The sequence below is a fragment of the Pseudomonas sp. P97.38 genome, from assembly GCF_001269745.1.
Classification (GTDB): Bacteria; Pseudomonadota; Gammaproteobacteria; order Pseudomonadales; family Pseudomonadaceae; genus Aquipseudomonas; species Aquipseudomonas chlororaphis_E.
The window spans coordinates 74,988-95,139 of record NZ_LHVJ01000024.1; the positions used below are offsets into that span (position 1 = coordinate 74,988).

Annotated in this window: 18 protein-coding genes; 1 reads left to right on the forward strand and 17 read right to left on the reverse strand. The window is 62.5% G+C overall.

Annotated features, from left to right (window positions below; translation table 11 throughout):
* Window positions 1–111 precede the first annotated feature (111 nt).
* From cysC to AD664_RS18340, 4 genes are all read right to left on the reverse strand, one after another.
* Entirely contained in the window at window positions 112–714 is a 603-nt protein-coding gene (gene cysC / locus AD664_RS18325) for an adenylyl-sulfate kinase (protein WP_053148431.1), read from the reverse strand.
* Window positions 707–1,411 (reverse strand): sulfotransferase family 2 domain-containing protein, encoded by a 705-nt coding sequence (locus AD664_RS18330; protein ID WP_053148434.1) that lies wholly within the window; start codon window positions 1,409–1,411, stop codon window positions 707–709. Before AD664_RS18330 ends, cysC begins: the two co-directional genes overlap by 8 nt.
* A 210-nt stretch (window positions 1,412–1,621) precedes the next feature.
* Entirely contained in the window at window positions 1,622–3,427 is a 1,806-nt protein-coding gene (gene msbA, locus AD664_RS18335) for a lipid A export permease/ATP-binding protein MsbA (RefSeq protein ID WP_053148436.1), read from the reverse strand.
* Window positions 3,428–3,442: 15 nt separating this feature from the next.
* On the reverse strand, window positions 3,443–4,615 hold the full coding sequence (locus tag AD664_RS18340) for an O-antigen ligase (protein ID WP_053148439.1): 1,173 nt from the start codon (window positions 4,613–4,615) through the stop codon (window positions 3,443–3,445).
* Between the two features lie 106 nt (window positions 4,616–4,721).
* Between AD664_RS18340 and AD664_RS18345 the strand changes: the two genes are divergently transcribed.
* Window positions 4,722–5,327: a toluene tolerance protein gene (locus tag AD664_RS18345; RefSeq protein ID WP_053148442.1), complete on the forward strand. Its 606-nt coding sequence runs from the start codon at window positions 4,722–4,724 to the stop codon at window positions 5,325–5,327.
* Here AD664_RS18345 and AD664_RS18350 read toward each other — a convergent pair.
* The 13 genes from AD664_RS18350 to waaC all read right to left on the reverse strand — a co-directional run bounded on the left by AD664_RS18350 (window position 5,313) and on the right by waaC (window position 20,152).
* Entirely contained in the window at window positions 5,313–6,416 is a 1,104-nt protein-coding gene (locus AD664_RS18350; protein ID WP_053148445.1) for a glycosyltransferase, read from the reverse strand. The two genes, AD664_RS18345 and AD664_RS18350, sit on opposite strands and share 15 nt — an antisense overlap.
* A 420-nt stretch (window positions 6,417–6,836) precedes the next feature.
* Window positions 6,837–7,793, reverse strand: a complete 957-nt coding sequence (locus tag AD664_RS18355) for a glycosyltransferase (protein WP_053148448.1) — start codon at window positions 7,791–7,793, stop codon at window positions 6,837–6,839.
* Window positions 7,794–7,877: 84 nt separating this feature from the next.
* Window positions 7,878–9,281, reverse strand: coding sequence for a PIG-L deacetylase family protein (locus tag AD664_RS18360; RefSeq protein ID WP_053148451.1), 1,404 nt, complete (start codon window positions 9,279–9,281; stop codon window positions 7,878–7,880).
* Between the two features lie 8 nt (window positions 9,282–9,289).
* Window positions 9,290–10,186: an antimicrobial resistance protein Mig-14 gene (locus AD664_RS18365; protein WP_053148454.1), complete on the reverse strand. Its 897-nt coding sequence runs from the start codon at window positions 10,184–10,186 to the stop codon at window positions 9,290–9,292.
* Window positions 10,186–11,316 (reverse strand): glycosyltransferase, encoded by a 1,131-nt coding sequence (locus tag AD664_RS18370; RefSeq protein WP_053148457.1) that lies wholly within the window; start codon window positions 11,314–11,316, stop codon window positions 10,186–10,188. Before AD664_RS18370 ends, AD664_RS18365 begins: the two co-directional genes overlap by 1 nt.
* The gene (locus AD664_RS18375) at window positions 11,300–13,057 is read right to left on the reverse strand and encodes a carbamoyltransferase (protein WP_053148460.1); all 1,758 of its coding nucleotides are present in this window, start codon (window positions 13,055–13,057) and stop codon (window positions 11,300–11,302) included. Before AD664_RS18375 ends, AD664_RS18370 begins: the two co-directional genes overlap by 17 nt.
* A 244-nt stretch (window positions 13,058–13,301) precedes the next feature.
* Window positions 13,302–14,174: a DUF3800 domain-containing protein gene (locus AD664_RS18380; protein WP_053148463.1), complete on the reverse strand. Its 873-nt coding sequence runs from the start codon at window positions 14,172–14,174 to the stop codon at window positions 13,302–13,304.
* 70 nt (window positions 14,175–14,244) lie between these two features.
* A complete protein-coding gene (locus tag AD664_RS18385) occupies window positions 14,245–15,684 on the reverse strand; it encodes a lipopolysaccharide kinase InaA family protein (RefSeq protein ID WP_053148466.1) in 1,440 nt (479 codons plus the stop codon).
* Window positions 15,684–16,436, reverse strand: coding sequence for a lipopolysaccharide kinase InaA family protein (locus AD664_RS18390; RefSeq protein WP_053148470.1), 753 nt, complete (start codon window positions 16,434–16,436; stop codon window positions 15,684–15,686). The genes AD664_RS18385 and AD664_RS18390 overlap by 1 nt, the downstream gene beginning before the upstream one ends.
* Entirely contained in the window at window positions 16,433–17,167 is a 735-nt protein-coding gene (locus AD664_RS18395; protein WP_047736085.1) for a lipopolysaccharide kinase InaA family protein, read from the reverse strand. Before AD664_RS18395 ends, AD664_RS18390 begins: the two co-directional genes overlap by 4 nt.
* Entirely contained in the window at window positions 17,167–17,973 is an 807-nt protein-coding gene (rfaP, locus tag AD664_RS18400; protein ID WP_042731224.1) for a lipopolysaccharide core heptose(I) kinase RfaP, read from the reverse strand. The genes AD664_RS18395 and rfaP overlap by 1 nt, the downstream gene beginning before the upstream one ends.
* A complete protein-coding gene (locus tag AD664_RS18405) occupies window positions 17,970–19,094 on the reverse strand; it encodes a glycosyltransferase family 4 protein (RefSeq protein WP_042731223.1) in 1,125 nt (374 codons plus the stop codon). Before AD664_RS18405 ends, rfaP begins: the two co-directional genes overlap by 4 nt.
* The gene (waaC, locus tag AD664_RS18410) at window positions 19,094–20,152 is read right to left on the reverse strand and encodes a lipopolysaccharide heptosyltransferase I (RefSeq protein ID WP_042731222.1); all 1,059 of its coding nucleotides are present in this window, start codon (window positions 20,150–20,152) and stop codon (window positions 19,094–19,096) included. Before waaC ends, AD664_RS18405 begins: the two co-directional genes overlap by 1 nt.

The window sequence follows — 20,152 nt, forward strand, 5'->3', positions numbered from 1 at the left end:
ATATTAGCACAGGGTTGGTGAAGGCTGATTCATGGCTGTGTGCCACTGCTTTCACTCGTCGATGCGCGCCCCCATTCGGAGGCGCGACGCGATGTAGGTTTGCCCGCCCGATCAGCGTTGCAGCAACGCCGACAACCGCTCGCAGGCCTGGACCAGCGCCGTTTCACTGGTGTCGATCTGGCAGTCCGGAGCGAGCGGGGCCTCGTAGGGGCTGTCGAGCCCGGTAAAGTTCTTGATTCGCCCGGCGCGGGCTTCGCGGTACAAGCCCTTGGGGTCGCGCTGGGCACAGACGTCCAGGGGGGTGCTGACGTAGACCTCCACGAAGGTGCCTTCCGGGAACAACTGCCGGGCCGTCTCGCGGTCGGCGCGAAACGGGGAGATCGCCGCGACGATGACGATCAGGCCGGCATCGACCATCAACCGCGCCACCTCGCCGATGCGCCGGATGTTTTCCTTGCGTGATTCGGCATCCATGCCCAGGCCTCGACACAACCCTTGACGCAGGTTGTCGCCATCGAGCAAGGCCGTGTGCAGGCCCTGCCGGTTGAGCTGTACTTCCAAGGCATTGGCCAGCGTCGTCTTGCCCGCCCCGGACAACCCGGTCAGCCAGATGCAGCGTGGACGCTGGGCCTTGATCGCGGCCCGATCCTGGGGCGTGAGCGCCGGCGCACAAGGACGTGTCTGCGCCTGCAATACCTTTGACGTTTCATTCATAGCCGAGCATCTCATAGTCACGTTGGTACACCCGCCGCACCAGGCGGCGCGTGCGCACCGAGCACAGGTCCCGTACCGGCACCGCGGCGCGCTGCTGCGAACGGTTCACATGGGGCAAGGTCGCACGCCCGCCGAGACGTTCGTATAGCTGCCGATAATCGCGCCCCAGGTGTTCCTGATAACCGATGAAGTCCATCGCCAGATGGCCGAGGGAGTCGGTGAGAAAATCCGTCTGGGCAGCGAAATGCAGTTGCCGGGTGATGTTTTCCGGGTGCAGCCAGCGGGCGACGAAATCATCGAAATCGCGGTAATGCCTCACCATTGCCTGCGCCGCGTGATCGCGTTGCCCCAGCGTATTGCCCCGCAGGAAAGCATAGGCTGAATATGCCCGCTCCAGCGGATCACGCACAAAAGCGAATTTGAAGCTGTCGGCGTACTGCCGCGCAAACTGTTGCTCGTACCAGTACAACGGCAGGTGTCCGGGGGTATAGCCTTCGAACAAGCCGGCGCAAACACTGCTGCCGGCGCATTTTGGCACATGGATGAACAGGCAGGCGCGCTGGGCGAAGATTTCGGGGAAATGGCAGTTGGCCGACATCGACTTGTTCACGACCTGGCGGTCGACCACCGACAGGCGCCCCAACAGAAAGGACCGCTGCGCCTTGGGCAGCAGCTTCCAGAGATAGCGTTGCAGCATTCGGATACCCACGCGAGAAGGATGAGCCCCTCGATCGCTGAAGTGCGTTCAGGAAAGTTCTGTGGGCAAAACCTTACCAAGCGCGGGTCGCCGTTTTATGGTGGTTTGGTCAAGCCTGGTAACGGCTTCGATACAAACCCGAGGGGACAAGCCCGCCCTCACCCAGTGGGTCGGTGCCAACGGACATCAGCACCGGGACGGGCCTGTGGGTCAGGCAATATTATGGGCTGGCGCATCCAACCCCATGGCGTGAAGACGCGCGTAGTAGCCGTTCTGGGCCAGCAGCTCGCCGTGGGTGCCGCGCTCGACAATACGGCCCTGGTCCATCACCAGGATCATGTCGGCCTTCTCGATGGTCGACAACCGGTGCGCGATGACCAGGGTCGTACGGCCTTTCATGACCTGGTCCAGCGCAGCCTGGATATGCCGCTCGGACTCGGTATCCAGCGCCGACGTCGCCTCATCGAGAATCAGCAGTGGCGCATTCTTGAGCAGGGCCCGGGCAATCGCCAGGCGCTGGCGCTGGCCGCCCGACAGCAGCACGCCGTTTTCCCCCACCTCGGTGTCCAGGCCATTGGGCAACTGGGCGATGAAGTCCATCGCATAGGCATCCTCGGCGGCTTTTTCAATGTCCGCCCGGGGCGCTCCGGCCAGGTCGCCGTAGGCGATGTTGTTGGCCACCGTGTCGTTGAACAGCGTGACATGCTGGGTCACCTGGGCGACGTGCCGACGCAGGTTGCGCAGGCGATAGTCTTCGATCTCCACGTCGTCGAGCAGGATCTGGCCGACCTCGTGGTGGTAGAAACGCGGGATCAGGCTCGCCAGGGTCGACTTGCCGCTGCCCGAACGGCCCACCAGCGCAATCATCTGCCCAGGGGCGGCAGTGAAGCTGATGTCCTTGAGCACCTCACGGTCGGCACCGGGGTAGGTGAAGCTCAGGTTGCACACGTCCAGGCGACCGCTGACACGCTCCTGCTCGACCGTGCCGGAATCGACCTCCGGCTCGACGTCCAGTTGCTCGAAGATACTCTCGGCACCGGCCACGCCTTTCTGGATGGTGGAGCTGACTTCCGAGAGCTGGCGAATCGGCTTGGGCAGCAGGCCGGCGGCGGTGATGTAGGCCACCAGGTCACCGGCCGTGGCGTCGCCGCGCAGGAACAGCACCAGGAACATCAGCGCCGCCATGGCGGTGTAGATCACCAGTTGCAGCATCGGCGTATAGACCGCGCCGGTGCGGGTCATGCGCAACTGCTTATCGGTATTGCCCTGGCTGGCACGGGCAAAGCGTTCTTGCTCGTAGGCCTCGCCACCGAAGCTGCGCACCACGCGATAGCCCTGGATGGTCTCGGACGCGACATGGGTCACGTCGCCCATGGCCACCTGGATCTTCTTGCTTTGCTTGCGAAACTTCTTGCTGGTGCTGCTGACCATGACCGCGATCAGCGGCAGGATCGCCAGCATCACCAGCGTCAGTTTCCAGTTCATCCACACGAGGTACATGAAGAGAAACACCACGGTGAGGCCTTCGCGAATCACCACCTTGATGGCGTCGGTGGCGGCCCCGGTGACCATCGTCACGTTGAACGTGATGCGGGAAATCAGGTGTCCGGAGTTATGGGTGTCGAAATAGCGGTTGGGCAACACCAGCAACTTGTTGAACAACTCGACCCGCAAATCGTGGACCAGCCCCAGGGACACCCTGGCCAGGTAGTAGTTGCCCAGGAACGACCCCAGGCCCTGCCACGCCGCGATCAGGATGATCAGCAGCGGCACCGCCATCAGCAGTTTCAGGTCCTTGAGGTAGGGCACGCCGGGGAAGAGCACCGCATCGGGGTTGCTCAAGCCGTCGACGAAATATTTGAGGATCCCGGCCAGCATGGGCTGGGTGGAAGCAAATATCACGAAACCCACGATACTCAGCAGGAAAATGCCCGCGTAGGGTTTGACGTATCCCAGCAGCCGAAAATAGATCTTCAGGCTGGAATCCTGTTCCGCTTTGGGCGGTGCGTCACTCATCGTCGAGCTCACTGGTTAGGAAGAACGCGGAATTTTATCACAGCCGCCGGACTTGGCCCGCGCCCAGGTCAAAACGCCGGCCAGGCCGATCGGCAGCCAACTGATGAACCATTCGGCACGTGGGGTTCCGGTGAGGTTCGAGGCATCGAATTGCATCGCCAGGAACGAGAACACCCACATGCCGAGCATACCCCGGCCCAGCAGGCTGTCCCGGGTTCGCCAGGCTTCGCGCAGCACGGCGAACCAGGCGATGCACCACAACAGCAGCCCAGGCAGACCGAGGAGGATGGCGATGTGGCTGAACAGGTTATGGGCGTGATCGAATGTCAGGCCGTTGCTGAGCACCCGATAATCCGTCCCCACTCCCAGCCCACCCCATGGATGTTCAGCAATCATGTGCAGGCTCGACATGAAGATCTCGGGCCGATAGGAAGCGCCACGCGCCATCACCAACGGTTCGAGCAGCCAGAAGGTGAACATTGCCAGCACCAGGGTTGTCGCCGCGATCAACCGGGCCCGTTGGTCAGGGCAGTAGATCGGCATGGCCAGGACGCTGAGCAGCAACGCCAGCGCCGCCCCCCGACTCTGGCTCATCACCACGAACGCCCCGAGAAAAGCCAGGGCCACTGCCCACAGCACCTGCAGCCCGATGCGCCGTGGCACCCAATGGAGCATCCAGACGGCCGCCAATCCGATCACGTAGCCGCCCAGGATCGGATGGGACAATTCCCCCAGTCCTTCCAGGCGCTCATCCCACGGTTTTTGCTTGATACCGTAGAACTGGGCGATGGCCATCAAGGCTGTCAGCGCAAGCCCCACGCCCCCCCATTGCATCAGGCGCATCATTCGCTCAGGCCGGCCATCGGCAAGAATCGGAAAGAACAACAGAAACACCAGGATATAGAGCAACCGTTTGACTTCCCGCACCGGCTCAACCGCCTCGGACCAGGCCAGACTGATCAACGCCCAGGTCATCAACCCCAGCAAAGCCGTGTACATCAGGCGCTGCGCGCGCCACACCTCCAACAACCGGTGGCGGGCCGACCAGACGAAGACAATCGCCGGCAACCAGACGAACGCAACCAACCCCTGTTGATAGATTTTGTTGGTCGGTGCCAGAGCTATCGCCAGCAGGAACCACAGCAAGCCAAGGGCCAACCATCCCTGAGCCCAACGTGTCGTGTGCATCTATCGCTCCTAAACGTTCCGCCGGCCAAACCGGCATGGTTAAAACGTGAACTTTTGGGCATCATGGCCCGCCACGGCACCGGTTTATCAACAAGGTTTCCCTACGATGCAATCCTTACGGCTTCCCCAAGCCGCTTTAAATCAATTGATTGAAGGCGCCAGCATTCTGGAGGCCGACAGCTACGGCCCAAAAGTCTATCTGCTGAAGGATGGGAATATTCTCAAATTGTTCCGCCGCAAGCGGCTTTTTTCTTCGGCTCTTTTACGACCGTATTCAACGCGATTCATCAATAACGCCGTGCGCCTGCAAAAACTCGGCGTGCCGACACTTCAGGTGCTGGCCTCCTACATCTTGGACAAGCCCGGCATGACGGCCGTGTTGTACCGGCCCTTACCGGGCAAAACCTTGCGACAATTGTCGACCCAGGAAAATTTCAACTGGCAACAAGCGCTGCCGGCGCTGGTCGAGTTGATCCGGCGCCTGCACACCAGCGGCATCTATTTTCGCTCACTGCACCTGGGCAATATCGTCGTGACGCCTGAAAACGAATGGGGATTGATCGATGTGGCTGACATGCGCTTCCTGCGCTCGCCGTTGCCACGCTACCTGGCGCGGCGCAACTTGCAGCATTTCGCGCGTTATATTGCCCGAGAGAACCTGAACGGGAGCTTTCCAATGCAGGCATTGGAAAACGCCCTATTGGCCGCCTGAGATCAATTGCCGGGCGGCCTGACTGAAACGCAGCCAGGCCTCCTCTGGCGCCAGGGCCTGGTATTGGGCCGCCGCGACCTTATCGACCGGAACCTGCGCAGCCCGGGTGATCGCCTCGCTCCACCCGCCCTCGTCGTTGATCGGCGCATACCAGCCGGTGTCGCCCAACTGCTCCCGGAAAACAGCCAGTTCGCTGGCCAGGACCGGTGTACCAGCCAGTACCGCCTCCTGGAGAGTCAGGCCAAGCCCCTCGTCCAGGGACGGGATCAGCACCCAATCGAAAGCTTTGTAGAGCCTGGCGACGTCCTCCAGGTGCCCGGTCAGCAAGACCTTACCAACCAGATCCGGCTGGGCCATCCGCGCTTGTAGCGCCGAGCGCCGGGGACCTTCGCCAACGATGACCAGGCGCCAGTCCGGATGATCGGCCGCCGCCCGGCCAAAAGCCTCCAGCAGGCTGGCGAATCCTTTTTTGCTCACCAGCCGCCCCACCGCACCGAACACCCGCCCACCGGTGCCAGACAACCCCAACCGCGCGCGCGCCTCTTCGCGGGACAGGAGCGCGGACCGGAAGGCCGCAGGGTCGAAGGCGCTGCGCAGCGCCGTCACCGGGATGCCCAATGTTTGCTGGAGCGACGTCGCCAGGGTCTCGGAGACAGCCGCCAGGGTCAGGCGCGAAACCGGGAATCCGCGCAGCAGTTCCCGGGCCGCGATGCTGAGGCGCGTCGCACCGTGGAAGATCACTACCACACGGATCTGCGGCATGTCCTTGAGAACCGGCAACAGCGCCCGAGCCACGCCCACCCCGTCGAGCAACACCACCTGGGCATCGCTGTCGAGCAATGCCTGGCGGAAACGGCTATGCATCAGGGGTTTGAACAGGCGCCAGATATGACGGCCCTTGAGCCGCGCAGAGGTCAGCCTCCATTCACGCGCCGGGCCGACGTCGACCTGGCAGGCCGCTGCCGACCCCTGCAAGAGCCAGGTCTTGACAGGCGTCGCTGGCTCCATTCGCGAAAGGATCTGATGATGAACCTTGTGCACCGAAGCGAACGGCGCGCCGCCCGCCCACATGACATTGATAATGCTCATCAAGCCGGAAACCCTTTATCACGGACCGGTATTCGAGCTTTGCAGCGTTCAGTAATCGATAAGCCAGCCAATGCAGACTCCGAGCAAGAGAACCAGGGACAGCTTGACTTGCTCGCGGTGCTGGCGATATGCCTGCGTTGACGCTCCGCGGGCACTTCCATGTGAACCCCGAATCCGGTGTGTAAAACAGCATCCCCTTCCAGCATGACTGCCGTCAAGTTCGGCCGCGCATAGCAACGTGGGCAGGCTTTTCGCCGACGAAACCGGCAAAGGGACGCAACGCCGATCGCTCTTCAGCCGCAGGTCCGGGACTACAGAACAAACCCAGCCATGCGAGCTGGCCGCAGATCGGCGAACAGCGAGACAAGACACCCATGGCTAGACAAGTGGACCCCGAACCGGATGACAGAACGAGGGCTTTCAAATGCCCAGCCGCAGGCGACATTTTGCCAGCATGCTCAAGGGTGCACGAGGCCGCAGGGGCGGCTCCATTGTTTCAACGATTTTCTGGCCTATGCGGGCAAAACTGAACTGGTCCAGCGCCAACTGCTGGCCATTGCGCGCCACGCTTTGGGCCAACTCGGGATCGGCGCGCAGCCGGGCGAGCTTTTCCTGAAGCTGCGGGATGTCCTTGTACAAGACCACGTTGTGCATGTCTTGCAACCCCAGCGCGCGCGCCTCGTCGGCGCCCTGGTCAAAGGCCAGCAGCACGCAGCCACAGGCCATGGCTTCGAAGTTCTTGATCATGAACTCGCCCATGCCGACATCGGCACTGACGAAAAAGCGGATGCGATTGAGGGTCTCGCAGTACTCCTCGCCGGATTTGGTCCGGGTCACCACCAACGGCTCGACGCGTCCCAGCTCATCGAGCAAGGCCTTGCGACCGCTGTAGGCAACGCTGTTGGTGCTGCCGACGAAGGCCAGCTCGATATCCCGTTCCCGGCCCCGGTCCTGCAGCAACGCCTGATCGTAGCCCTTGGGCACGAACACCGCGTCGAAGCCTTCGCCACGCAGGCGCTCGGCGACCATGAAGCCGGAACTGATCACCCGCACCCAGGGCAGTTGCCGGTAATGCGCACTGAACTTGCCGGTGTACTTGCACGGGATGTAGTTCTGGTAGGCGTCGTGTTCGAGGATCACCAGGTTAGGGATCGTGCGGATGAAGGCGACCTGGCGGATTTCCTGCTTGAAGCGCAGGAAAAACACGATCCGGTCATAGCGCGACACCTCCACGTGGTGGCGGAAGTATTTGCGCAGGTTGCGTTGCTCCTGGCTGTCGAGCCAGCGCAGGTCACACTCGCAATGAGCGGCCACGCCTTCGTAGAGTCGGTCCAGGATGGCCCGCTGCTCTTTCTGCACCAGAAATAGAACTTTCATCGTCTTCCTTGCGGCAGCGAACGACTTGATGGATGACCGGGGACACCGACGCGCCATCGCGCACGGGCACCCCGCGTTGGGCCCTTACAGTCGCCAGAACAGTTCATGGCGACGCACAGCCTTGCGAAAGAATTCGTTCTCGCCATAAACGGAGCCCTTGCGCCCCGCCAACAGGCGTTGGATGCCACGACGCAGGCGGCGCTTGAACGGCGCGCGTGGCTGCAGGTCATGCATCATTCCCAGCGCCATGGCCTTGTCGCGCTGGTCGGCCAGCGCCAACGGCAGGCTGACCGGTTCCATTGGCCCGGCTGACTCGAAACACGGCGGCAATGCAATGCCGCTACCGGCATCGCCCATGGGCCAGCGATCATTGTCATGCAGGTGATTGGCGTAGCCCAACACGGTGCCGGGCTGCCACTCCAGGCCTTCAAGGGCTTGCAGGACGGCATGATGGGCGCAGAGATGGTCGGGGTGTGGGTCCAGGGTCGGGTGCGGCAACACAATGACCTCGGGCCGCGCCATCAGCAACAACGCGCGCAAGTCGGCCAGCAGGTTGTTCCAGGTCGGTGCACCGTCGGTATCGCCGGGCAGGACAACAGGGTTGAGCTGGCGCAACGGCCGCGTATCGTTCAGGTCTGCCTCACGAGAACCCTGGGGCTGGCCCGGCGCGGCCTGCATGGCCGCCAGTTGCAGGCAGAAGTAACCTAATTGCACGCAGTGCTCTTGCGGTACCCCGGCCCAGCGCGGCACGGCGATGCTATCCCAGGCCCGCAGGCGCCCCTTGAGCCGCGCCGCCTCGACACGGTCCAGCCCCATCTGCTGATAATGCTCGGCTTCGATTTCACCGGCGGTCAACGTCACGATCCAGGCTTCGTCGGCCCGGCTGTACAACCCATAGGCCGCCAGTTCCGCATCGTCGGCATGGGGAGCGATGACCATGACGCGCCGGTGCTGCAATTCAGGCGGCGTGAACGACCAGAGCGTCGGTTCGCCCAGCAAGCGGCAGAAACGCCCGCGCAGACGCAACTCGCCGCGGGAAAGCGCCGGGCCCTGCTCGCTGAGGTTCAGGTAGCGCAGGCCGTTGACGCCGCGCTCGAACGTTTGCCGATCCGGGCAGTCGCCGCCCGAGAGTTCGACGACCGGGTCGAAAAACCGCCCCAGCCAAGCACTCTTGACCTGCAAGCCGAGGACCAGCGTCGCGCCATCGTCCAGGATAACCCCGTCATCCAGCCGCAGCCGACCGGCGTTCAGGTGCACCTTCGGTTGCTGGGTGAACGGCGGGAAGTTGTACTGGTAGTCGTCCTTGGGCGAGTAGAACAGATGGTCCGCGAACCAGGCCTCATGGGCGACCCAGCCCAGCACCGCCAGCACCAGCGGCAACCACCAAGCCACCAGCACCCCAAGCAGGATCAGCACCACCAGGGCAAGCAACAACCCCACGCGCTTGTTGCGGCGGTGACGCTTGAGCAACTGCTGCTTGCGACTCATCGGTGGGTTCATACGGTAAAGACCGGCACAGGGTTGCACCAGCGATCCTTGTATTCGCGGTCCGCGCGACCGAAGGAAAAACGCAACGGCTTGCCCGCGGCCCGGGCATGCTCCCAGGCACTTTGGGTGTTGAGGAAACTCAACACACTGCCGGGGCTGAATTCACGGGTCTGCGGATCGACGCCACCGTTGATGTACTCGACGCTGATCCACTCGGGTGCTTCCACGCGGTACACCAGTTGAATGGCGATCGGCGCATCGTTGAGGAAAATCACCGAACCGATCAGCCACTCGCGCAACAACTCGATCACCTCGCCCATGCGCTCGGCCCCGGTGGCCGCAAAGCCCCAGCGACGCAGGAACAGATCGCAATAGATCGAGGCCAGGTCCGTACTGGAAAACGCTTCGACAGGCCGTACCACACCGCCCGCCTCTTCCAGCAGGCGCAGCTCACGGCGCTGGTTGTAGCGAAATTTCTTGGACAGCTCTTCCGGCGTGCGCGCCATGGCCAGCTGTTCCGACTGCAACTTCAAGCCACTGAAGCGGCCCTCATTGAGCGCCGACAAATAGCGCGCGCGATGGCGCAAGGGCGCCTGGGCATCAGGGGCCGCCGGCAGAATCAGCTCGGCGTTGCCCAGGTCGAACAGGCCCTTTTTGCCGTTGCGCTTGAGCACGTCCTTGGACAACGCCAGGTCTTGCCCCCAGGTCGCAATGGCCGCCTTGAGGTCGCCATCGTGTTCGTAGGCCAGGTAGCGCACGGCAATCCCGGCCAGGCCTGCCAGACGTTCGACCACGAGTGGATGGGTGGCGACGCTGCCGCCGTAACGGTGCCATGCCTGCGCGTAGATCGACGCGTCTACGGCCGTCCAGCCGCGCTCGCGCCAGCCTTGGAATCGGTTGAGCATCAGGCCCTCGGCGCCAGTTCGATGACTTGAGGCAAGCGCCAGAAGGTGTCGCGTACGGCGCGGTCCGAAAAGCGTTCGCGCAAACGGTCGAACATCAACTCGGCACACTGGCGACGCTGCTGCTCGTCCATGGCCGCCAGGTGTTGCAGCCCCTGGGCCATGTGCTCGGCATCGCCCAACGGGAACAGGATGCCCACGCCTTCGACCACTTCCTTCGCGCCGCCGCACGCGGTGGCCAGCAGCGGGACGCCGGCGGCCATGGCTTCGAGCAGCACCATGCCGAATGGCTCATGGTCGGAACTCAGGGCAAACACATCGAACGCACGGAAATAACGCCGCGCCTCGGGCACCTGGCCAAGCAGCAGCACGCGGTCGGCAATGCCCAACTCCAGCGCCAGCGCCCGGAGATCCTGCTCCAGGCGTCCCTTGCCGAGGATCGCCAACTGGCTGTTGGCCGGCAGATACGCCAGCGCGGCGGCAAAGCCACGCAGCAACGTGGCCTGATCCTTGTCCGGGTGCAGGCGACCGACGTTGCCGACAATCCAGGCATCCTTGTCCAGCCCCAGGGTCTGCCGCGCTTCATCCCGGGCAAGCAGGGCTGCCTGCGAGGCTTGAAGGTCGATGCGGTTGTAGAGGGTCTGGATCCGGGCCGCCGGCCAGGCCGGCAAGCAGCGGCGCATGTCGTCACGCACCGCATCGGAAACCCCGAGCAGGCTCAGGCGCTTGCGAAAAAGATGGGCGAACAGCCGACGGGTACGCCGCTGGTAGTCACCAAAGGCGTGGTGCACGCCGATCACCGGCAGGCGAGTGCCCAGCAGGGCGATGTAAATGGGTTTGAAGCGATGGGCAATGCAGAAACTGAAATTGCGCGACGCGGCGATCTTGCGCAGGTCGGCGATGGCGCCCAGCTTCAGGCCGCGAACAGCGCTGGAGCTGTACTCCATGAACAGCACCTCGTCCGAGGCGCAACCGGCGGCGACCTGCGCATCCGCCGCTCCCGTCAGAAACACCGTGGTCACACGATAGCCGGTGCCGGCGAACAAGCTGGCGTATTGACGGGCACAGTCGAGGAACGGCCCGTCATAGCCGTGGCAGAACTGCAGCACATGTCGCTCAGCCGAGCGTGTCATAAGCATCCACGCCGTCTTTGACCACCAGAATGTCTTCCATGATCAGGTACTGCAGGTCGGAACCGAAGAACATGTTCAACGCATCGGTCGGCGAGCAGATCATCGGCTCGCCACGACGGTTGAGCGAGGTGTTCAGGGACACGCCGTTGCCGGTCAGCACTTCCAGGGCCTTCATCATGTCGTAGTAGCGCGGGTTGTATTCGCGCTTGAGCACCTGGGCCCGGGAGGTGCCGTCTTCATGGACGACTTCCGGTACGCGGGTTTTCCATTCCTCGGCCACTTCGAACGTGAAGGTCATGAACGGCGCCGGGTGGTCGACCTTGATCATCTGCGGTGCAACGGTGTCAAGCATCGACGGGCAGAAAGGCCTCCAGCGCTCGCGGAACTTGATCTGCTCGTTGATCCGGTCGGCCACGCCGCTGGCGCTTGGGCAACCGATGATCGAACGACCGCCCAAGGCCCGTGGACCGAACTCCATGCGCCCCTGGAACCAGGCCACCGGGTTGCCATCGACCATGATCTTGGCGATACGCTCCGGGGTGTTGTCGATCTTGCGCCATGCCGGCTTGCTCGGGTGACGAGCGCACGCGGCGATCACGTCTTCGTTGCTGTAGGCCGGGCCGAGGTAGACGTGTTCCATCTTCTCCACCGGCACGCCACGGGCGTGGGACACGTACGCCGCCGCGCCCACCGCGGTGCCGGCGTCGCCGGAAGCCGGTTGCACGAACAGTTCCTTGACGTCGTCGCGGGCGATGATCTTCTGGTTGAGCTTGACGTTCAACGCACAGCCGCCGGCGAACGCCAGCTTGCCGGTTTCCTTGAGCACGTCGCCCAGGTAGTGATCGATCATCTGCAGCGCGAGCTTCTCGAACAGCGCCTGCATGCTGGCAGCGTAGTGAATGTATGGCTCGTCGGCGATGTCGCCTTCACGTTTCGGGCCGAGCCATTCGATCAGCTTCGGCGAGAAGTAGAAGCCCTTGCCCTTCTCTTTATAGCGGCGCAGGCCGATCACATTGGCATAGTCGGTGTTGATCACCAGCTCGCCGTTCTCGAACGAGGCCAGGCGCGAGAAATCGTACTTGGTGGCGTCGCCATAGGGCGCCATGCCCATGACCTTGAACTCACCGTCGAGCATTTCAAAGCCCAGGAATTCGGTGATCGCGCCATACAGGCCGCCGAGGGAATCCGGGTCGTAGAATTCCTTGATCTTGTGGATCTTGCCGTTTTCGCCGTAGCCAAAGAACGTGGTCGCGTATTCACCCTTGCCGTCGATGCCCAGGATCGCGGTTTTTTCCTGGAAACCCGAGCAGTGGTAGGCGCTGGAAGCGTGGGCCAGGTGGTGCTCGACCGGCTCGATCTTGATCTTTTTCGGATCGAAGCCCAGTTGCTCCAGGCACCAGACGATCTTGCGGCGATAGCGCTTGTAGCGACGGTTACCCATCAGGATCGCGTCGAGGGCACGGTCCGGGGCATACCAGTAGCGCTTGGCGTAGTGCCAGCGCGCTTCGCCGAACAGGCTGATCGGGGCGAAGGGGATCGCCACCACATCGACGTCGGACGGTTTGATACCGGCCTGTTCCAGACAGAACTTCGCCGACTCGTAGGGCATGCGGTTCTTTGCATGTTTATCGCGTACGAAGCGCTCTTCCTCGGCCGCCGCAATCAGCTTGCCGTCGATGTACAGCGCTGCGGAAGGATCATGGCTAAGGGCGCCGGACAGGCCAAGAATCGTCAATGCCACAGGGTCTAGCCTCTTTTCTGCTTACGGGCGACAAGCGCCGCGAAAAATGAATGTGCCGCTCGCCGGGGCGTAGGGCAGCTAAAGGGCGGGATTATAGCGTAAAAGCGCCGGTAAGCCTCTAGCGGTGAATGGCAAGGTTCCAGGAGTTACCCTTTGCCTGTTCGTTGACAGCTGAGGGCTACGCACATAGACTTCGCGCAAATGGACTGGGGGATCCCGGTCGGCGTCTAAGCCTCGGTGAGTTTCACCGGGGCTTTTCGCTTTCTGGAGGAGGGAAAATTTTCAGCCCCCAGTTTTCGAAACCCTCCCCCGCTTTATCGCGCCCACCACTGCAATAAAATTTTCGCTTAAGCACCTCAAATGCCCGATTTTCCTGGCCGGCACGCAAAACACTCATGCCGATGGGCCTCGCAACAAGATCGGCCAGCTGAAGGCCCGTGGAATTAACCTGCTTAGTTGCGAAAACAATATCAAAAGGGAGCTGGATTCCCATACGGTTAGCGCCATCACACATACGACGAAACTCTAATTCAAGCTCGTTATCTTCCTTCTTTCCTCTTCGCTCGACAATCACGTGAGTGAGGGCATGCTGCTGGTTCTTTTCTTTTAAGAATTCATAAAGTGTTTCAAGACAGAATCCCAAAGCAACATGATACGGATTATCCGCGCCACCCTGTTTATCACGCAGCCTTTCTTTATCTATAACGCAACTGATCAGAATAAAATTGCTTGCCTCGATGATGCTGGTCAGCTCATCAAGAAATGCATGCTTGTGCTGCCTGGATACGAACAAATTGGAAAAGGCCCCTTTCTCTTTGCGAATTTCCAGCTCATGCAACCCAATCAAATCATGCCCCATGTGATTGAATTTGAACTTCTGCAACGCAGGGATGACTTTTTCGCAATAGTGACGTTTATGAAAAACGCAAAAGGCAAGTACAAACATTGGATAGTTCGGGTCCAGCGTCTGCATTCCGTGATCGCCACTTTCATCCACATACACGACAAAGTCGCTGAACTTCCCGCTCAGTACCAACGGTGGATCCTTCCTGGCGGCATCTTCGGCTTCAGTCTCAAAAAGTGAAAATTGCTGAGAAGACATAGGGCGATCCGACATGGCGTCATATCCTTTTCAAGGCGTACTGGGCGTCAACTCAACCACCTGCATATGATCCGGCAATGATATCTCACGCCTTTTGGGGCAACCGCTGGTCGATCAGCCGATGCAACGCACTGTCCTGCGGCCAATTGCGCATGAAGCGGGCGCGGTCGCGGGCGTAGGCCGGGGCGAAGCTGGCGTGGGTGCGGTGCTGGCACATCGAGTCGAGGTCGATCAGGGCCCAGCGGTCGTGCTGCCAGAACAGGTTATGCCCCTTGAGGTCACCGTGGCTGATGCGCTCGCGGATCAGGCTGGCGAACAACTGGTCCAGCGCCAGCAGCTCGGACTCGGGCGCGTCGCCGTTGTCGATGTACGGCGCGAAGCGTTCGATGATGTCTGGCCCCGACAGGTGCTCGGTCACCAGGTAAGCGCCCCGGCGCAGCCACAGGAAACGCTTCTCCAGCAATGCCAGGGGCTTGGGCGTGGCGATGCCGAGGAACGCCAGGCGATGGCCTTCGCGCCAGGAATGCCAGGCCCGGCTGGGACGCCAGAAGCGCTTGAGCCAATGGGCAAGGTTCTTGATGTTGTAGCGCTTGATCACCAGGGCCCGGCCATCCACTTCGACCTTGCCGACGCTCGCCGCCCCACCGGTCTTGTACAGATGGCCCTGGTCAAGCAAGGCGTCCGCACGTTCCAGCACCGGCAGCATGGCCGCCTCTTCGTCTCGCCGGATCGCCCGCAGGCCGAAGGGCCCGCGTTGCACGCTGAACAGACTGCATTCGCGCCCGACCTTGTCCAGGAAGTCTTTCAGGCGCCAGGCCTGCACCTTGTCGATCTGCTTTTGCAGCGCTTCCATGGGCAGCGCGTGTTCGGCGTTGCCCAGCAGGTAATGCACCAACAGCTCTTCAGTGAACGGTTCGAGGGACTTGGGCAACTGGGCGAAGAACACTCCCAGGTTCTCCAGCACTTTTTGCCGCGACAATGGCTGTCCCGGTGTTTCGGCACGGATGCCGGCGCCATCGATCAGGTAGAGCTGGCCACCGTGGCGCAGCAGGTTGTCCAGGTGCAGGTCCTCCTGCCACAGCCCTTTGCCGTGCAGTTGCGCAATCGCGCCCAGGGCCTCGGCCAATACCGTCGCCTGTTCGTCGGCCAGCAAGGGCAGTGGCTCGACCTGTTTCCAGGCGTCCCCCAGGCTCTCGGCGCCTTCGAGCAATTCGAACAGCAACCAGCCGCCCTCGCCGTCCTTCAGGCCATCGGCCAACAACAACGGCGTCGTCATACCCTGCTCGGCCAGCAGGCGCACACCTTGCAGTTCCCGCTGGAAGTGCCGGGGCGCCTTGCTGCCCACCAGCAGCTTGGCCAGCACCGGCCGACCGCGCCAGATACCGGCGCCGACGTAGCGCTGCCCCGGCAGCACCCGCAACAACGACAGCAACTGCAATTGCGCCGGGCCGGCGGCATCGGCCAGTTCCAGGCTCAGAGGCAGGGCTGGGCGGCGACCGGCGTTCTTCAATTCGGACAAGTGCATCAGCGGGTTTCCTTGTGGCTGCGCCGGGCAGTCAGGCGGGTCAACCAATTGTCCACCAGCGCGGCGTCCTGGGGCTGATCCAGGTAAGTGGACAGCAACTGGCGAACCTCGCCTTCATTCCAGACGGACGCGCGCCGCAGCAAGGGTTCGAGATCCTTGACCCGATCGCGCTGGCCGAACAGCAGCGGCCGGGTCTTTTCCAGGTCGATCAGTTGCGCCTGATAGCCGCTGGCAGTGGCTTGCAGGAAGATGTGCTTGGGGTAGAAGCAGCCATGCACCTGGCGCATGCCGTGCAGCCGCCGCGCCAATTGGCCGCAAGCCTGCAGGATGGTGGTGCGCTGCGCCGCCGTGAGGCTCGGCCAACGTAGCAAGAGGGAGTCCAGGTCATCCCAGCCGTCCAGGGCCCGCGTCAGCAGGATCGCCCGCACTTGGCCGTCAACCTTGCGCTGACCGTAGAACACCGCCTGCAACGCCGGGATTCCCAACTCGCGATAACGACTGATATTGCGAAACTCCCGGGAGAAACTCGGCTCGCCAAACGGGTGCGACAGCGTGCGCGTCAGGTAGTTGTTCTGACGCTTGAGGTAATACCCCTGGCCCTCCAGGTCCAGCCGGAACACGCTGCTCCAGCCCTCGCCCGAGGTGTTGGGTTCGTCCACCGCGTCCAGTTGCCGCGCCCAAAGCGCATCAAAGCTGTCCAGGCCGTGACGCTGCAGCAGCGCACGGTCTTCAGCGGCCAGGAAATCAGTCATTCACGCCCCTCGAAAAATCTCACCACGTGACGAATGCGCTTCTTGTCGCACGCGTCGAGCCGGTCACGCTGGCGGTACTGCAGGTAAAAGCGCAGCCGCTGGGTCGCCGACAGATGATACTTGGCCACTTTGTCCAGGCAGGCCAGGTCCTTGGTGATACGGTACTTGAGCCAGAAGCCGCGCCAGAAATCGCCGTTCGGACAGTCGATCAGGAACAGCCGCGAGCGGTCATCGATCAGCAGGTTGCGCCACTTCAGGTCGTTGTGGGTAAAGCGATGATCGTGCATGGTCCGCGTATAGGCGGCCAGTTGCCGGCTCACGCCGTCGACCCAGGCACGGTCGCCCAGCCGCGGATCATGCCGCTCGGCCAGCGCCGAGAGGTCCTCGGTGCGGGGCAGCTCGCGGGTAATCATCGCACCGCGGGCGTAAGTGGCGCCATGTCGCTCCAGGCCCCAGCCCACGATTTCGGCGGTGGGAATCCCCCACTTGGCGAAACGCTTGAGGTTCTGCCATTCGGACTTGACCCGTGGCTTGCCCAGGTAACGACGCAAGCCCTTGCCAGCCCCGACGTAGCGCTTGACGTAATAGTTCACGCCATTGCGTTGCACCCGGATCACTTCCGACAGCGGGTCGCGGGTCAGCCGCTCCCCTTGCAAGGCAAACACCGCGTCGAGGCTGCCGAAGTCCTGCGCCAGCTCGGCATAGGAAGGTTCCAGTTTCCAACCCGACATCAGAGCGCGTCCCCATACCGCTGCTTACGGGCATAGAGCTTGTTGGCCTTGCCTTCGAGCCAGCTCAGCAGGGCCGCCTCCTGCGTGAGGATCTCGCGCAGTGGCTGCTGGAAATAGCCCTTGAGAAAGCGCAGCTTGTCGCGGCGGGTCAGGCCGATGTCCAGCGCCGAGAAATACAGCGCGGCCAGGTCCTTGTTGCGCCAGCGTCGGGTGATCGCCGCGCGGGTCTGGGCACGGTGCAGGTCGATTACCGAGAGCTTGAAGTCCTGGGCGGTCACCGGCTTGTCGGTGTGCAACAGGAAGTGGCAGATGTAGCAGTCCCGGTGGTTGACCCCGGCGCGGTGCATCATGCCGGTCATGCGCGCCACTTCGGCAATCAGGGCACGCTTGAGGGCCGGTTGCGGCGGCTGCTTGACCCAGTCGATGCTGAAATCTTCGAGGCTGATCGTCGGCGCCAGTTCTTCGGTGACGATGAACGAGTGCTGGTCAGCCGGGTTGCGGCCCTTCTCGCCGTAGGCGACGGCCGTCATGGTCGGTACGCCGACTTCCTGCAGGCGCTGGATCGCGGCCCACTCCTGCCCCGCACCGAGCACTGGCAACTTGGCGGTGAGCAGGTTCTTGAAGATCTCGCCCCAGCCAATGCCACGGTGGATCTTGACGAAAAAACCGTGGCCGTCCACCTCCGTGCGCAAGGTGCGCCGGGCTTCGAGTTCACGATAGACCTCGCCCTGGAGCGCCTCGACTTCGACGAACGCATCGCGCCCGGCCCACAGGCGCTTGAACGGTTCGGCCAGCATCAGTTTCATTGCGCTTGCTCCGCCAATATCACATCGGCCGCGTGCTGCGGCATGCTGTAGAGGTCAGCCGTCTCGGCGAAGGCCAGGCCATTGCGGCTCCACGCCGCCCGGGCGTCGGCATCGCTGAGCATACGCCCCAGGTATTCGGTGAGCTGCGCCTGTTCGAACGGCTCGTCCAGCACCAGGCCGCTGTCGGCCTCGGCGATGTAATGGGCGTACCCGCACACCGCGCTGACCAGCACCGGCAACCCGGCCACCAACGCTTCGAGCAGCACGGTACCGGTGTTTTCGTTGTACGCAGGATGGATCAACAGGTCGGCCCCGAGCAGGAAACGCGGGATGTCGCTACGGCCCTTGAGGAACCGTACGTTGTCACCGAGCCCCAGCGCGGCACTCTGCAATTGAAATACCTTGGGGTCGTCCTGGCCGATTACAAACAGCCGGGTCCGTTTTCTCAACTCGGCAGGCAACGCGGCCAGGGCCTTGAGGCTGCGGTCCACGCCCTTGGTCTTGAACCCGGAGCCGATCTGCACCAGCAGCAGCTCATCATCGGCCAACTCGAACTCGGCCCTGAACGCGGCGCGGATCTCATCGGCATCGGCGGGCCGGCGGCGGTCCTGGGCGATGCCCGGCGGCAGCAAGTGGAAGCGCTCCAATGGCGTGCCGTAGTGCTTGATGAACAACGGCTGCTGGACTTCGGAGATCATCAGCACTTCGGTCCTGGCATCCCTGGCGAACACCGCCCGCTCGTACTCGGCGAAATGCCGGTAACGGCCCCAACGCCGATACAGGGAATTGCGCAGGTTCTGCGCCTTGTCTTCGAAGCAGCCATCGGCGGCGTAATACACGTCCAGGCCGGGCATCTTGTTGAAACCGATCAAGCGGTCCACCGGGCGCTTGGCCAGGTCGGCCTCCATCCACGCACTGAGTTTTTCGTTGCGCCGGTGGTTGAACAACGCCTTGACCGGCGCCACCAGCACTTCGAAACCCGGCGGGACGTCGCCTTCCCAGATCAGCGTGTAGACGCGGATCTGGTGACCTCGCCGCTGGCATTCCAGGGCGATGCGCATGAAGTCACGCTGCAAGCCTCCGAACGGGAAATACTTGTAAAGGACAAAAGCCAATTGCATCAGCGCGGCTCCTCAGCCAATAACGTGCTCAGGTGGCTGGCCACACGCTCGGGGTTCAGACGCGTGAAGCACAGGGGCTGCTCGCGTTTCAGGTCAAACCGACGGGCATCTTCGGCGGTCGGCGGGTAAGTGCACTGCTTCTGCATGCAGGGTGCACAGGGAAAATCGCTGGCGAGGTGAACCTGGCCCTTGCCATAGGCGCCGGTCAGAATCGGGTTGGTGGGGCCCAGCAGCGAAATCGTCGGCACGTCCAGGGCCGCAGCCAGGTGCCCGAGACCAGTGTCCACTGCCACGCAGGCCTGGGCGCCGGCAAGCACCTTGCCCATGCCACCCAGGTTCAGCTTCGGCAACACTTCGACATTGCGCAGGCCCTTGGCGATACGCTCGGCCCGGGCCTTCTCCAACGGGTTGCCCCACGGCAGCTTCACCACCACGCCGAACTGCCCCATGCGCTCGGTGAGCTGGCGCCAATACAGCTCGGGCCAGTGCTTGGATTCCCAGGTCGTGCCGTGCAGGAACACCACATAAGGGTACTTGCGCGGCAATTCAACCAGGCGATCGACATTCAGGCCGTAGCTGCCCTGGGTCCGGGGCAAATCATACCCCAGCGCCACGGCGAACAACTGGCGCACGCGCTCCACCGCATGCTGACCGCGGGCCACCGCCAGGCGGCGATCGTAGAAGCGCGCGGCGATGGGCTCGCGGGCCGAATCCTTGTCCAGGCCGGCGACCGGCGCCTTGACGTAACGGGTCAGCCAGGCACTTTTCAACAGGCCCTGGGCGTCGATGACCAGGTCGTACTTTTCGGCGCGCAGGCTCTGCTTGAAGCGTCGCCACTCGCCGCTCTTGATCGTTTGCCAGAGGTTCTTGCGCCAGCGACGGATCGCCACCGCGATGACCTTGCCCACGGCCGGGTGCCAGGTCGGGATCTCGGCGAAGCCTTCTTCCACCACCCAATCGAACTTGATCCCGGGGATCGCCCGCGCCGCATCGGTCAGGGCTGGCAACGTGTGGACCACATCCCCCAGCGAGGAGGTCTTGATCAGCAATACCCGCAA